The sequence below is a fragment of the Microbacterium sp. NPDC058269 genome (genome assembly GCF_042881445.1).
In the GTDB taxonomy this organism is placed as follows: domain Bacteria; phylum Actinomycetota; class Actinomycetes; order Actinomycetales; family Microbacteriaceae; genus Microbacterium.
In genome coordinates, this window is sequence record NZ_JBHVXT010000002.1 from 130,997 (window position 1) to 146,044 (window position 15,048).

The window sequence follows — 15,048 nt, forward strand, 5'->3', positions numbered from 1 at the left end:
TCCCTCACCCGAAGGCGACATACCCATGCAAAGACGCACCCGACTCGTCCTCGCGCCGCTTGCGGCCGGAACCCTCCTCGGCATCGCTCTCACCGCCTGCGCCCCCGGCGCGACGACCAGCGGTCCGGCAGCCGACGTCGAGGCCAGTACCGAGCTGACCACCGACGAGATCACCCTCACACTGATGTCGACGCCGGAGTCCGGTGCCGCGACCGAGGCGACCATCGCCGCCTTCGAGGCCGAGCACCCGAACATCACGATCGAGTACTCGCAGACGAACTACGACGACTACAACCAGAGCGTGAACCTGAACCTGTCCGGCGACCAGTCGCCCGACATCGTGCTTCTCAACGCCGTCGCCAACACCGTCAAGAACAAGCTCGTGCTGCCGCTCGACGACTACGCCGGCCTCTACGGGTGGGACGACTTCTACCCCGCCAACCAGCTCAACCAGTGGCGCGTCGCCGACGACGGCAGCACGCTCGGCGAGGGCGGCGCCCTCTACGCGGCACCGGCGGGGTTCTCGCTCGTCGGCGCCTACTACAACAAGGCGCTCGCCGAGCAGCTCGGGATCGAGGCGCCGGAGTCGCCGGCAGACTTCGAGAAGGCGCTGCAGACCGCGGCCGCCGCCGGCACCCTTCCGGTGCAAGTCGGCAACGCCGAAGGGCATGCCGCCTTCCTCGTGCAGCTGCTCGGCCAGGGGGCATCCGGTGCCGACACCGCGAACGCCTGGGCCTTCGGGCATGAGGGGGAGACCTTCGAGACGGATGCGAACCGCGACGCGGCGCAGACGCTCGTCGACTGGCAGAAGGCGGGCTACCTCGGCGACGCGACCACCGTGAACGGCACCGACCTCCAAGGCGCCGTCGACAACTTCATCGACGGCAAGGGACTGTTCCTCGTGGACGGCATCTGGGATGCCGGCAAGATCGCCGACGGTCTGGGCACGGACGCGGGCTTCATCTCGTTCCCCGGTGAGAACGTCACGGGGATCGGCACCTCGGTGGCGTACGCCATCTCGTCGCAGAGCGCGCATCCGAACGAGGCCGCGGCGTTCCTCGACTTCCTGCGCTCACCTGAGGCGAGTGAACAGCAGTTCGCGCAGGGCTTCATGCCGAACGACCCGACCGTGGCCGTGGCCGAAGACGGGACCCTCCAGGGCGACATCGTCGCCGCGTGGGCGCAGATCGCCGACGCCGATGGGCTCGTCGCGTTCAACAACAATGCGACCGCGACGATGAACGACGTGCTCAAGGCAGGCACGCAGCAGCTCATCGCCGGTCAGACGACCGTCGACGCCTTCCTCTCCTCGGTCCAGGCCGACTGGGCCGCCGCCCACGCCGGTTGATCGATGACGACCACTTCGCCTCGGGTGCGGGAGGAGACCGGCCGGAAGGCCGGCTCCCCCCGCCGCTCACGACGGGGCTGGAGCGCGCTGCTCTACCTGCTGCCCGCGCTCGTGTTCTACGGCACGTTCACCATCGCGCCGTGGGTGCAGAGCATCTGGCTGTCGTTCTGGGAATGGGACGGCATCGGCGCGGCCACCTGGGCCGGGATCGACAACTACGTGAAGGTCGCGACTGATGAGCGACTGCTGGTCGCGCTGCGCAACGGGCTCGGGTTCATCGTCTTCTACACCGTGTTCCCCGTGGTCCTCGGCCTCATCATCGCCGCTGTGATCGCCGCCCGCCCGCGACGGGGCTCGGGCTTCGTCCGCACGGTGCTGTTCCTCCCGCAGATCCTGCCGCTCGTCGCGGTCGGGGTCGTGTGGCGCTACCTCTATGCCGCCGACGGGCCGATCAACCAGGTGCTCACCGCCGTGGGGCTGGGGGATCTGGCGCGGGCATGGCTCGGCGACTTCACCTGGGCCTATCCCGCGGTCGGAGTGATCGGAACCTGGGTGACCACAGGGCTATGCATGATGCTGCTGCTCTCGGGCATCCAGAAGATCGATCCCTCGCTCTATGAGGCCGCGCGCCTCGATCGCTGCGGTCCGGTCAGACAGTTCTGGCATGTGACCGTCCCCGGTGTGCGGGCGGAGGTCGTCGTCGCCGTCACCGTCACGCTGATCGCGGCGCTCGCGAGCTTCGACATCGTCTACGTGACCACCGGGGGCGGCCCCGGCTACCAGACCATCGTGCCGGGCGTGCTCATCTACAAGCTCGTCTTCACGTCAAACGAGGTCGGGCTGGCGTGCGCGCTGGCCACCGTGCTGAGCGCGATCATCCTCGTCTTCGTCGCTCTCATCGGCAGGATCGGACGTCGCAACGCATGAGATCACGCACCTCTCGCCTGCTCTCCGCGGGCTTCCTCCTCGTCGCCGTGCTCAGTGTCGTGCTCCCGTTCCTGGCCCTGGTCTCCGCCGCGCTGCAGCCGTCCGGCACCCTGGTGCCCCGGTTGACCTGGCCCGATGAACCGCACTGGGACAACTTCCTCACCGCCTGGAGCATGGCCGGGTTCGGCTCGCTGCTCGCCTCGAGTGCGATCATCGCGGTCGTCGTCGTGCCCATCTCGGTGATCTGCTCCACCCTCGCCGGATACGCGATGGGGACGATGAGGATGCCGGCGAAGGGCGTGCTGTTCGCGTTCTTCCTCGCCGGGCTCACCCTCCCTTACGAGGCGATCGTCATCCCGCTCTACTTCTCCATGAGGTCCACCGGGCTGATCGACACGTACTGGGCCGTCATCCTTCCGCTGGTCGGCGCCTTCATGCCCTTCGGCATCTTCTGGATGCGCACGCATTTCGAGTCGGTTCCGACCGAGCTCATCGAAGCCGCACAGCTCGACGGGGCCGGTCGATTCCGCACCCTGATGCAGATCCTCATCCCCGGAGCGAAGCCGGCCATCATCACCTACGCGCTGCTGACCTTCATGTGGGCGTGGAACCAGTTCCTCCTCGCACTCATCCTGATCCGCGATCCTGCGCGGCGGACGGCCCCGTCCGGACTCGGCACCTTCGTGCAGCAGTACGGCGAGAACATCCCGCTCCTCGCGGCCGGCACGATCATCGTGATCGTCCCGATCGTCGTCCTCTACTTCATCTTCCAGCGCAAATTCGTCGCCGGCCTCGTCCAAGGAGCACTCAAATGACTGTCGCAGACCCCCTCCGCCTGGCGATCATCGGCGCGGGGTCGCGAGGCACGGGCTACGCGCGTCGAGCCGTGGCCGAGGGAGCGGCGGTCTCCGCCGTCGTCGAACCGGATCCGGCGCGACGCAAGGCGTTCCTCGCGGAGTTCGCCGCGCAGCCGATCGAGGTCTTCGACACGTGGGAGGACATCGCGGCCCGTGCGGAGAGGGTGGCGGACGCGGTGGTCGTGTCTACCCCCGATCGCCTGCATGCCGAACCCGCGATCGGTCTCGCGCGAGCGGGGTACCACCTTCTTCTGGAGAAGCCGATCGCGCCGACGGAGGAGGAATCCTCCCGTATCGTGGCCGCCGCCGAAGACGCGGGGGTGATGCTCGCCGTGTGCCACGTGATGCGGTACTCCGGCTACTCCCGCACGCTCAAGCGACTGCTCGACGACGGCGCCATCGGACGCCTCGTGTCGGTCGAGCACCTCGAGCCGATCGGATGGTGGCACTTCGCGCACTCCTACGTGCGGGGGAACTGGGCGCGGGAAGAGGACTCCGGTCCGATGCTGCTCACCAAGAGCAGTCACGACATCGACTGGCTCTCGTACATCGTCGGGCTTCCCGCGGAGCGCGTCTCGTCGTTCGGCAGCCTGCTGCACTTCCGTCCGGAGAACAAGCCGGCCGACGCGACGGCGCGCTGTCTCGACTGCCCGCTCCAGAACACGTGCGCCTACTCGGCGACGAAGATCTATCGCGGTTTCCTCGGTGATGAGACGTTCGAGCGCTGGCCGCTCGCGGTGCTCACGACCGACGTGTCCGCGGCGGGGGTCGATCGGGCGCTTCGCGAAGGGCCGTACGGTCGCTGCGTGTTCGACGGCCAGAACGACGTGGTGGACCATCAGGTCGTCAACATCGAGTATCGGGGCGGCGTGACGGCGTCCTTCACCGTCACCGCTTTCACCGAGCTCGACTTCCGCAAGACGCGCCTGTTCGGAACCGCTGGGAGCATCGAGGGCGACGGTCGGACCCTCGTCGTCCACGACTTCGCGCGCGACGAGAAGTACGAGATCGTGCCCGAGTCGCAGGGGAACGCGAGTGCCGCCGACGGCCACGGTGGCGCCGACGACGCGCTCGTGCATGCCTTCCTGGAGGCGGTGCGCACGGGGGACCGCTCCGGCCTGCTGTCCGGCCCCGCGGAGAGTCTCGCCACGCACCGGATCGTGTGGCTCGCCGAGGAGGCGCGCACGAGCAACGCCGTAGTGTCGATTCCCGCACCCTGATCGGGTCGGGCGGGTGCTCGCGCGGCGGTGCTCATCCCCCGCCACAGGGAGCAGGAGATGTCAACCCCGTCGCCGATCCTCGCTGCTCCGGGCTGAATGGGACGACACGATCGACGAACAGTGAGGAGCATCACATGGTGCAGATCATCGAGACCATCGACGTCGCCGTCCCCGTCCGCACGGCGTACGACCAGTGGACGCAGTTCGAGAGCTTTCCGAAGTTCCTCGACGAGGTCGAGTCGATCACCCAGATCGACGACACCCACACGCACTGGACGGTGAACGTCGGGGGAGCGACGCGCGAGTTCGACGCCGAGATCACCGAGCAGCACCCGGATGAGCGCGTGGCGTGGAAGAGCACCGGCGGCGATACCGAGCATGCCGGAGTCGTGACGTTCCACAAGCTCGACGACAAGACGACGCGCGTGACCGTGCAGCTCGACTGGGCGCCGGAAGGATTCCTCGAGAAGCTCGGTGCGCTGGTCGGGGCGGGGTCGCACGCCGTGAAGAAGGATCTTCACAACTTCAAGGAGTTCATCGAAGGGCGTGGAGTCGAGACCGGCTCCTGGCGCGGCGACGTCGAGGCCTGACCTCGTCGCGGCTTCGAGGCCCGGTCGCAGCTTCCCGCTGCGGCCGGGCCTCTTCGCGTTCGGGAGAAGTGCATCCGCGGCGGCTCTTGCGTCACGGGGAGATGCGGGGTTACGCTCTGCCTAACTAATAGTCGTTAGGCAGATGATGACCAGAGCAACGATCCTCACTGAGGCCCGCACGATCTTCGCGCGCCAGGGTTACGCCGAGACGAGCCTGCGCGAGATCGCCGAGGCCGTCGGGATCAAGACGCCCTCGCTCTATGCGCACTTCCCGAGCAAGGAGGCGCTGTACGCCGAGGTGTACGCCGCGGTCTCGGTCGATCACACCTCTTTCTTTGACGAGCTCGTGCGGCGCAGCTCCGAGATGGAGCCGCTCGCGCGCCTGCAGCATCTCCTCGGCGGTATCGAGGCCTACTACCGCGACCGGCCCGACCTCGCGGAGTTCAGCCTCAGGGCCGCCGTCACCGAGTACGGCCCCGGTGGCGAGCAGCTGCGGCAGATCTTCCTCGACTCGGAATCGACGCTCGCTGCCGCCGTGCGCCAGACCTATGAAGACGGTGTCGCGGCCGGCACCTTCGCAGCCGGTGACGCCGACGGCTTCACGGCGTTGGTGTTCGTCGTCATGGACGGCCTCTTCCTCCAGCTCACCCACTACACGCCCGAGGTCTACCGCGAGCGCTTCGACCAGGCCTGGCGACACCTCTCCACGATCCTCTCCCGATGAATCCCGCCGCACCGATGCGGCACACCCCTCGCCGGCACGGAGCCACGAACCCCGACCGGCATCGCATGATCCGGCCGAAACGACAGGCCGCCCCCGACCCGCCCTGCGAGTCGTCCGCACTCCGGGAACCCGAATCCCCGCCGACGGACTCGCAGGGCCACTTCTCAAGGAATAGATGATGACCTCCACCGACTACGAGCACGGCGTCGTGCCGCAGGACCAGCGCAAGAGCTGGCTGTCGATCGCCACCGTGTGGATCGCGATCGGCATCGACCTCTCCGGGGCGTTCCTCGGCGTCTCGCTCGCCTCCGGCATGGCCTTCTGGCCGGCGATCGGCGCGACGATGCTCGGTTCGCTCCTGCTCGGGCTGCTCGCGATGGCCTGCGCCTACGTGGGAGCCGCCACCGGCCTCTCCACCGCGATGATCTCGCGCGCCGTGTTCGGCCGCATCGGCGGCGCGATCCTGGCCCTCGCGATCGCCGTGAGCCTCGTCGGCTGGTACGCCGTGCAGGCGGGCTTCTTCGGCGCGAACGCGCAGATCGCCTTCACCGAGTTCACCGGCATCGACGTGCCGGTGCAGGTGTTCACCGCGATCGGCGGCGTGCTGATGGCGATCACCGCGTTCTGGGGCTACCGCTCGATCAACCGCCTGAGCACGCTCGCGGTGCCGCTGCTGCTTCTGCTGTTGATCGTCGGCGTCATCGTCGCCTTCACCGTGAACGGCTCGGCGGGACTGGATGCTCCTGTCGAGGCGACGTTCACGTTCGGCGGCGCGGTGTCGCTCGTGATGGGCATCTTCATCCTCGGCGTCGTGCTCGCCCCCGACATGGCGCGCTGGGCGAAGACCCCGAAACAGGCGATGATCGCCGGGTTCGTCGGCTTCTTCTTCGGCAACTCGATCATCCTGGTCGTCGCGATCCTGCTCGCGCGCATCATGAACGGCACCGAGCTGATGGCGATCTTCTTCGCGCTCGGCCTCGGCGGTGTCGCCGTGATCGTGCTGATCCTCGCGCAGTGGACCACGAACACCACCAACCTCTACTCGGCCGGACTCTCGTTCGCGTCGATCAGCGAGCGACTGAGCCGTCGCACCGTGACGATCATCCTCGGCGCCATCGGCATCGTCGTCGGCGTGATCGGGGCTGCCGACTACTTCGTGCAGTTCATCCTCGTGATCGGCACGATCATCGCCCCCTACGGCGGTGTCTACCTGGCGTCCTTCTTCACGGGCCGCAAGACGGCTCGCTGGGCGCACGGCGCCACGGTGCCGCTGGTCGACGGCTGGTCGATCGCGGCGTGGGTGGTCGGGATCTTCGTGGCCGTCGCGACGACGAACCCGGCCGACGGGCCCGGCTTCGGCTGGTTCACGATCACCTCGATCTCGGCTCTCGACGGTCTCCTCGTCGGCTTCGTCGCCTACCTCGCGCTGCTGCCGTTCCGGCGTCGCGTGCAGCAGGATGCCGCGGCATCCGTCACGGATGAAGTGAACGCATGACCTCCGGCACCACCGCGCCCTTCCTCACAGAAGCCGACATCGACGAGATCGCCCTCGGGGCTGCCGTGCTCGGCACCGGAGGAGGGGGCGACCCCCACGTCGGCTCGCTGATCGCCAAGCGCCTGATCCGTCTGCATGGACCGGTGCCGCTGGTGGCGGTCGACGAGCTGACCGACGACGACTTCGTCATCCCGATCGGCGGGATCGGTGCGCCGTCGGTGAGTGTCGAGCGCATCCAGGCCGAGTCCGAGCTGCTCGCTGCCCTGCATGCGATCGAGCGCGCCGTCGGCCGCAAGGCCACCGCCGTGATGCCGATCGAGGTCGGCGGCGGCAACTCGATGATCCCGATCGCCGCCGCCGCCCTCGCCGGTCTCCCGGTGGTCGACGGCGACGCGATGGGACGAGCCTTCCCCGAGGCGCAGATGGTCACCTTCCACCTGGCCGGCTACGGACCGGGAACGACCGTGCTGGTCGACCATCATGGCAACGAGGTGGTGAGCCGACCGGTCGACGGCGGCTGGTCGGAGCGCATCGCGCGGGCCGTCACGGTCGAGATGGGCGGAGGGGCGACCATGATCGACTACGCCTACGGCGGCGAGGTCGTGCGCGAGTGCGCGATCCCCGGAACCCTCGGGCTCGCCCAGCGCATCGGACGAATCCTGCGGGGACGAGACGCTGCCGGACGCGAGCTGCGCGACGACGAGCGGATCGACGACCTGTGCGCCGACCTCGATGCGGTGCGGCTGTTCGACGGCAAGGTGGCTGACCTGCAGCGCTCCGTCGACGGCGGCTTCACCCGCGGGGCGGCCGAGCTCGTCGGCGTCGGCACCGACCGGGGGAGCGCGTTCCGCCTCGACTTCCAGAACGAGATGCTGCTCGGCCGCCGCGACGGCGTGCTGGCGGCCGTGACCCCCGACCTGATCGCGGTGCTCGACCTGGCCACCGGCATGCCCATCACGACGGAGTCCCTCCGGTACGGCGCTCGGGTCGCGGTCATCGCGATCCCCTGCCACGACAAGTGGCGCACACCGATCGGGTTGGAGACCGCCGGGCCCGCCCACTTCGGATACGACGTGGAGTGGGTTCCGGTCGAAGACATCGCGCAGCGCTCCGGTGCGCACACGACGGACGAGGAGGCCGCGTGATGGCCGGCAGGTATCGCATCGGCATCGACGTCGGCGGCACGAACACCGACGCCGTGATCCTCGACGAGCGGCTCGACGTCGTCGCCTCGGTGAAGCGCCCGACCACGGCCGACACGGGCGACGGCGTGGCCGCGGCGATCGACGCCGTGCTCGCCGCCTCCGGAGTCGATGCCGCCCTGATCGGGCATGCGATGCTCGGCACCACCCACTGCACCAACGCGATCGTCGAGCGGCGCGGCCTCGGCCGCGTCGGCATCCTCCGCCTCGGTGCGCCGGCCACCACGGCCGTCCCGCCGCTGGAGGGCTGGCCCGACGACCTGCGCGCGGCGATCGGCGACCACGCCCACCTGCTGGCGGGCGGCTTCGAGGTCGACGGACGCGTGCTCTCCCCGATCGACGAGGATGCCGTGCGCGAGGCCTGCGCACGGATGCGCGGCGAGGTCGACGCGGTCGCCGTCGTCGGGGTCTTCGCCCCGATCGACGAGAGCCAAGAGGAGCGCGTCGCCGAGATCGTGACAGAGGAGCTCGGCGTCCCCGTGTCGCGGTCGGCGCGCATCGGCTCGCTCGGACTGCTCGAGCGCGAGAACGCGACCGTGCTGAACGCGGCGCTGATGCAGACGCTCCGGCAGATGGCCGCGGGCTTCGTCGCCGCCCTGCGCGAACGCGGCATCCCGGCCACTCCCTACTTCGGTCAGAACGACGGCACCCTCATGCAGCTCGAGTACGCGCTGGAGTTCCCGGTGCTGACGATCGGGTGCGGGCCCACGAACTCCATCCGCGGCGCCGCGCACCTCTCGGGAGCGACGGATGCCCTGGTGGTCGACATCGGCGGCACCACGACCGACATCGGCGTGCTGGTGGACGGATTCCCGCGGCAGTCGGCGCACGCGGTGGAGATCGGCGGTATCCGCACGAACTTCCGCATGCCTGACGTGCTGTCGGTCGGCCTCGGCGGTGGCACGATCATCCGTGAGACCGCGGACGGTACGACCGTCGGTCCGGACAGCGTCGGCTATCGGCTCCCACAGGAGGGCCTGGCCTTCGGGGGAAGCACCCTCACGGCCACCGACATCGCCCTCGCGGTCGGCGGTGCCGAGATCGACGGGCTCGTTGCTCCGGCCGTTCCTGGGGCGGTCGGCGCTGCAGCATGGGCCGCGATGCGCGAGATCCTCGAAGACTCGATCGACCGGATGAAGCCGAACGCGGCCCCCGTGCCGGTGATCCTCGTCGGCGGTGGCGGCATCATCGCCCCGACCGAGCTCGACGGCGTGGCCGAATTGATCCGCCCCGATCACTTCGGCGCAGCCAACGCGGTGGGTGCGGCTCTCGGCGAGGTCGCCGGTCAGATCGAGAAGATCTATCGCGTCGACCCCACCGACCAGCGGGCGTCCCGCGCGGATGCCGCCGCTGAGGCGACCGCGCGCGCCCGGCTCGCGGGAGCCGACCCCGCCACGATCGAGGTCGTCGCCGTGGAGGAGCTCCCGGTGGCCTACTCCGACGGCACGGCTGTGCTCATCCGCGCCAGAGCGGTCGGTCGCCTGGCGGCGTGAGGGTGAGGTGTCCCGGCGCGCGTTGTACGATCGCGACATGACGAAGACCACGTTCAAGCCGGGCGATGACGTCGTCACTCCTCGTTCACGAGGAAAAGTCATCGACATCTGCGCGACGCCCTCGGGACAGTTCATCTTCGGCGTCGAGGATGAGACCGGGGAAGTCACCTACTTCACTCCCAAGGCTCTGCAACACGCCTGACGGCCTCGGTTCTTCCCCGCGTCCGAGGTGCGTGCTTTGCAGGGGCGGATGGAGCAGGACGCGACGCTGCGCCTCGGCACTCCTCCTCGCTGGACCGGCGGGTTCCACTTCTCCCTCCTGCCGGGTCAGGTGAACACGCGAGAGCAGGCTGTACTGGCGCAGACCGGCCTGATACGGCGCGGCGGCCTGATGTGGCGGCGGCATCCCTAGTGGCAGCCAGGTGAAAGATAGGGCATCTGCCCGATGCCCCGGGGGTGCCTCAGAGCGGACTGTAGGGATACAGCGAACCGTCGAGGAGAACCCCATGTTCGAGCACCCGTACTTCAGTCAGCAGCTCACTCAGCACGACCAGGAGCAGATGGAGCGCGCCGCCGCGCGGCGGCTGTTCCTGCGCGAGCACGCCGATCAGATCGTGCCGCGTCCTGCGGGGGCGATGCGCCGGATGCTGCGCCGCATGTCCGGTCGCGCAGCCGGGAGCACGAGCCGCAGCGCAGCGACCGCGCGCAACGCAACCGGTTGCGAAACCGCCACCGCGCGGTGAGTGCCGTCATCGCGCGGGGCGAACCGCAGACCGTCCCGAATGTCGGTCGGGGGTGGGACGATGAGTCCATGCCCCCTTCCGCGTCGAGCGCTGCGATGGTCGGCCGTGAGGCCGAGCTCGCCGAGGTGCGCCGGTCGTTCTCCGGGGTGCGCGACGGAGTGCCCGCGGCCCTGCTCGTCGAGGGCGAGGCCGGCATCGGCAAGTCGCGACTGCTGCGGGAGTTCGCCGCCGAGATCGGACAGACCGCCGACGTGCACGTGGGGTGGTGCCTCGACCTCGGCGCTTCCCGCACACCCTACGGTCCGCTCACCGGCATCCTCCGCTCGATCGTCACGCGAATGGGCGTCGACCGGGTGCGCGAGTCGGTGGGAGTGGGAGCCGAAGCGCTCGGCATGCTGCTTCCCGAACTCGTCGGCTCCCCGACCGACCGCGACCGCACCAGCCCCGAGCGTCTGCGCGATGCGATCGCCTCCCTCATCGAGGCGGCGGCCGAACGCGCTCCCCAGGTGCTCGTGGTCGAAGACCTGCACTGGGCCGACGAGTCGACGCTCGCGATCCTCTCCTTCCTGCTGCGGGCGCTCAGTCGCGGGCGCATCCTGCTGCTCCTCACCTGCCGCACCGACGACGTTCGCCGTGGCGACGCGGTGAGCCGCTTCATCGGCGAGGCGACGCGCGCGCGTCTGCTCGAACGGCTCACCCTGGGCAGGCTCGACGAGGCCGCCGTGCGCGAGCTGGCCGAGCAGATCATCGGCCGTGCGCTCACCGAGAGCGCGCTCGACCGCATGCAGGAGCGTGCCGAGGGCGTCCCCTTCTTCATCGAAGAGATCGCCGGGTGCGCGAACGGTCCGCTCCCCGATGGTCTCCGCGATCTGCTGCTCGCCCGTTTCGACCGGCTCGGCGACGACGCGCGGCACGTCGTACAGGTCGTCTCCGGCGCCGAGCGTCCGCTCTCTCATCCCCTGATCACGAGCCTCGTCGAACTGCCCGAGCAGCGACTCGACGAGGCGATCCGCGAGGCGACCCGCAGCGGCATCCTCGTCGTGGGCGACGACGACTACCGCTTCCGGCATGCACTGCTGCGCGAGGCCGTGCACGACGATCTGCTTCCCGGCGAGCGGGCGCGCCTGCACCGTGCCTACGCCGAGGCGCTCGAGGCGCAGTGCGCAGGGTCGGACTCCAGCGACGCCGCCGCCCTCGCGTATCACTGGCAGCTCGCCCAAGACGATCGGAAGGCACTCGTCGCCGCCGCCGACGCCATGCGCCACGCGAAAGCGCAGTATGCGTTCGCGAGCGCGGCCCGCTTCGGGGAACTGGCGCTGGAACTGTGGCCCCTCGTGCCCGACGCGGCCGACGCCGCGCGCGTGGAGCGCCTCGACCTGCTCCTGGTCCTGGGGTCGATCCTGCGCAACGCGGGCGACGGTGAACGGGCGCTCGCCGTCGCGAACGTCGCGCTCGGCGAGGTCGACCCGCAGATCGTCGACCCGCGACTGCACGCACGCCTCCTTCGCAACAAGGCGCTGTACCTCGTCAACCTCGGGCGCCTCGGAGCGATCCCTCTCCTGCAGCAGGCTCTGGCCATCGCTGACGAGCGGGTCGGCGACGAGGTGTTCCGCGCAGAGCTCCTCAACCAGCTCGCGAGCCGGCGCATGATCGCGGGCGACCGCGAGGAGGCGATCCGTCTCGCCGACGAGGCCGAGCGCGGGGCGGCGGGGGCCGATTCCACGGACCAGCTGTCGATCGCCGCGAACGTGCGCGGCGGTTCTCTCGCCCACCTCGGTCGCGTCGACGAGGGCGTGCGCGAGTACGAACGTGCGCGTGAGCTCGCGACGGGATCGAACGCCGAGATGCGCTACCGCGTGAACTACTCCGACCTGCTCACGCTGCTGGGCCGCTACCGGGAGGCCGTCGAGGTCGCGGAAGAGGGTCTGCGCCGCGCTCGCGAGCTCCGCGTCGAGCGCACCTCGGGGTCGATCATGGCGCAGAACATGGTCGTACCCCTGCTCGAACTCGGCGAGATCGAGCGGGTCGAAGAGATGCTGTCGCGCGACTTCGTGCAGGGAACCCTGCGTGTGTTCCGCATGTACATGAGCATGACCCGCGTGCGGGTACTGGCCTGGCGCGGCCGGTCGGTCGAGGCGGCGGAGCTGTTGCAAGCCTGGCTGCCCGCCTTCGAGGAGACCGGCGTCTCGGAGCGGCAGATCTGGTACGACCGGGTCATGATGACCGTCGCGGTGGCCGAGAGCGAGGGGAACCTCCGCGGGGCGCTCGACAGCATCCTCGAGATGCTGCGTGACGAGCAGCCGGCGCTCCTGCACCAGCGCCGACTGCTGCTGGAGGGCGGCGCGATCATCGCAGAGCTGCGTGCCGAGGGGGCCGGCGTCACGGCGGATTCCGATGCCATCCGCACCGCCTGGCTCGCGCAGCCCGCGCAGTTGCAGGACGACGCGTGGTCGACCATCCTCGATGCCCTGCTCGCTCCGCACCCCGACAGCCTGGACGCCGCTCTGCGCTGTGCGGACGGGGAAGACGTGCCGGTCATCTTCCGCTCTCTGCTTCGGCTCGAACGCGCGCGCCTGCTGGTGCGGGACGGCGACCGCGTCGCGGCGGGGGCCGTGCTCGCCGAGGCTGCTGACCTCGCGGAGACCCTCGGGAACGCACAGCTGCGGGCTTCGGTCTCCCGTTTCGCCGCCGATGCCGGGCTGCGGGCGCCTGCCGATGCCCCGTCAGGTGACGACCTGCTCACGGCTCGCGAGCGGCAGGTGCTCGACCTCATCGCCGAGGGGTTGAGCAACCGGCAGATCGGCGAGCGGCTCTTCATCAGCGTGAAGACCGTGAGCGTGCATGTCTCCGCTGTGCTGCGGAAACTCGGCGTGAGCACGCGCACCGAAGCGGCACTTCTGCAGAAGAATCCACAGTTCCGTGCTCCTGCCCAGCCTGTCGTGGTAGCGTGACTGTGCGCGCGTCTCGGATGTTCCGATTCGGCGTAGGCCGTGTAAACGGCTAAGTCAACAGAAAGTAGAAACACATGGCCACTGGCACTGTGAAATGGTTCAACGCGGAAAAGGGCTTCGGCTTCATCGCTCCCGATGACGGCTCGGACGACCTCTTCGCCCACTACTCGGCTATCGCCGGCTCCGGTTTCAAGGAGCTCCGCGAGAACCAGAAGGTCGAATTCGACGCTGAGCGTGGCCCCAAGGGCATGCAGGCGGCGAACATCCGCGCTCTCTGAGCGCGCGCTGACTTCCTGAAACCGGTCGGATCCTCACGGATCCGGCCGGTTTTTTCGTGCCCGGCATCAAGGGGGACAGGGGACCCGGGGTGAGGATCCCCTAACCTCCGTGTTAGATTAGGCCAGGCTTACCAAAGGCTGGGCGCACCTCTCGCGCCGCCCCCTCACCCCGAACCCGAAGGGAACGCCTGTGCGCACCTCTCGAATCCTCGCCATCGGCGCGGCCGCCGCGCTCGCCGTCGGCCTCTCCGCCTGTGCATCCTCCGCCCCGGACTCGACTTCGACGGCCGGTGGCAACCCCGCATCCGACGACGCCTTCCCCGTCACCGTCGAGCACGTCTACGGCGAGACCACGATCACTGAGAAGCCCGAGCGCGTCGCGACCGTGGCGTGGGCGAACCACGAGGTGCCGCTGGCTCTGGGCATCGTTCCGGTCGGCATGAGCAAGGCATCGTGGGGTGACGACGATGACAACGGCGTGCTGCCCTGGGTCGAGGAGAAGCTCGACGAGATGGGCGCCGAGACGCCGGTGCTGTTCGACGAGACCGACGGCATCGACTACGAGGCGGTCGCCGACACCGAGCCCGACGTGATCCTCGCCGCGTACTCCGGCCTCACGCAGGAGGAATACGACACGCTCTCCAAGATCGCGCCGGTCATCGCCTACCCCGAGGTCGCCTGGGGCACCTCGGTCGACGACATGATCGAGATGGACTCCAAGGCCCTCGGCCTGGAGAAGGAGGGCGAGGCCCTGATCGAGCAGCTGCACGCCGACGCCGAGAAGGCGCTCGAGGCGAACAGTGTGCTGAAGGACAAGAAGGTCCTCTTCTCCTACATCGACCCGACCGACCTCAGCCAGATCGGGTACTACACGGCGATCGACACCCGCCCCGGCTACCTCCACGACCTCGGTCTGCCGTTCCCCTCGATCGTCGAGGAGAACAAGGACAGCGACCAGTTCTACCTGACGGTCAGCGCCGAAGAGGCGCAGAAGTTCGACGACGTCGATCTGTTCATCACCTACGGCGACGAGTCGATCATCCCGCTCCTGCAGGCCGACCCGCTGCTGTCGAAGATCCCGGCCATCGCCGAGGGCCGCATCGCGGTCCTTCCGGACGCCACCCCGATCGCGGCATCCGCGAACCCGTCGCCGCTGTCGATCCCGTGGGGACTCAGCGACTACCTCGCACTCCTGGCTGCACCGCTCGCTCCGTAGTCGT

The 15,048-nt window shown here is 69.0% G+C and carries 14 protein-coding genes; all 14 read left to right on the forward strand.

The features are described from left to right. Positions 1 to 25 precede the first annotated feature (25 nt). The 14 genes from ACFVWL_RS08855 (at position 26) to ACFVWL_RS08920 (ending at position 15,044) form a co-directional block, all read left to right on the forward strand. Positions 26 to 1,348, forward strand: a complete 1,323-nt coding sequence (locus ACFVWL_RS08855) for an ABC transporter substrate-binding protein (protein WP_387181272.1) — start codon at positions 26 to 28, stop codon at positions 1,346 to 1,348. Positions 1,349 to 1,351: 3 nt separating this feature from the next. Next, positions 1,352 to 2,275: a carbohydrate ABC transporter permease gene (locus tag ACFVWL_RS08860; protein ID WP_387181275.1), complete on the forward strand. Its 924-nt coding sequence runs from the start codon at positions 1,352 to 1,354 to the stop codon at positions 2,273 to 2,275. After that, positions 2,272 to 3,090, forward strand: coding sequence for a carbohydrate ABC transporter permease (locus tag ACFVWL_RS08865; protein WP_387181277.1), 819 nt, complete (start codon positions 2,272 to 2,274; stop codon positions 3,088 to 3,090). Before ACFVWL_RS08860 ends, ACFVWL_RS08865 begins: the two co-directional genes overlap by 4 nt. Then, positions 3,087 to 4,352, forward strand: coding sequence for a Gfo/Idh/MocA family protein (locus ACFVWL_RS08870; RefSeq protein WP_387181280.1), 1,266 nt, complete (start codon positions 3,087 to 3,089; stop codon positions 4,350 to 4,352). The genes ACFVWL_RS08865 and ACFVWL_RS08870 overlap by 4 nt, the downstream gene beginning before the upstream one ends. A gap of 134 nt (positions 4,353 to 4,486) precedes the next feature. After that, entirely contained in the window at positions 4,487 to 4,942 is a 456-nt protein-coding gene (locus tag ACFVWL_RS08875; protein ID WP_387181282.1) for an SRPBCC family protein, read from the forward strand. A gap of 145 nt (positions 4,943 to 5,087) precedes the next feature. Continuing rightward, positions 5,088 to 5,666 (forward strand): TetR/AcrR family transcriptional regulator, encoded by a 579-nt coding sequence (locus tag ACFVWL_RS08880; protein ID WP_387181284.1) that lies wholly within the window; start codon positions 5,088 to 5,090, stop codon positions 5,664 to 5,666. A 178-nt stretch (positions 5,667 to 5,844) separates the two neighbouring features. Next, complete coding sequence (locus tag ACFVWL_RS08885; protein WP_387181287.1) at positions 5,845 to 7,161, forward strand: cytosine permease; 1,317 nt, start codon at positions 5,845 to 5,847, stop codon at positions 7,159 to 7,161. Further along, entirely contained in the window at positions 7,158 to 8,306 is a 1,149-nt protein-coding gene (locus ACFVWL_RS08890) for a DUF917 domain-containing protein (protein ID WP_387181289.1), read from the forward strand. Before ACFVWL_RS08885 ends, ACFVWL_RS08890 begins: the two co-directional genes overlap by 4 nt. Then, the gene (locus ACFVWL_RS08895; RefSeq protein WP_387181292.1) at positions 8,306 to 9,856 is read left to right on the forward strand and encodes a hydantoinase/oxoprolinase N-terminal domain-containing protein; all 1,551 of its coding nucleotides are present in this window, start codon (positions 8,306 to 8,308) and stop codon (positions 9,854 to 9,856) included. Before ACFVWL_RS08890 ends, ACFVWL_RS08895 begins: the two co-directional genes overlap by 1 nt. 37 nt (positions 9,857 to 9,893) lie before the next feature. Beyond that, positions 9,894 to 10,058 (forward strand): hypothetical protein, encoded by a 165-nt coding sequence (locus tag ACFVWL_RS08900; protein ID WP_387181294.1) that lies wholly within the window; start codon positions 9,894 to 9,896, stop codon positions 10,056 to 10,058. Positions 10,059 to 10,362: 304 nt separating this feature from the next. Then, positions 10,363 to 10,599 (forward strand): hypothetical protein, encoded by a 237-nt coding sequence (locus ACFVWL_RS08905; RefSeq protein WP_387181296.1) that lies wholly within the window; start codon positions 10,363 to 10,365, stop codon positions 10,597 to 10,599. A 68-nt stretch (positions 10,600 to 10,667) separates the two neighbouring features. Next, complete coding sequence (locus tag ACFVWL_RS08910; protein WP_387181298.1) at positions 10,668 to 13,550, forward strand: AAA family ATPase; 2,883 nt, start codon at positions 10,668 to 10,670, stop codon at positions 13,548 to 13,550. Between the two features lie 74 nt (positions 13,551 to 13,624). Further along, complete coding sequence (locus ACFVWL_RS08915) at positions 13,625 to 13,828, forward strand: cold-shock protein (protein WP_017831237.1); 204 nt, start codon at positions 13,625 to 13,627, stop codon at positions 13,826 to 13,828. A gap of 190 nt (positions 13,829 to 14,018) precedes the next feature. Beyond that, positions 14,019 to 15,044 (forward strand): iron-siderophore ABC transporter substrate-binding protein, encoded by a 1,026-nt coding sequence (locus tag ACFVWL_RS08920; RefSeq protein WP_387181299.1) that lies wholly within the window; start codon positions 14,019 to 14,021, stop codon positions 15,042 to 15,044. Positions 15,045 to 15,048 lie beyond the last annotated feature (4 nt).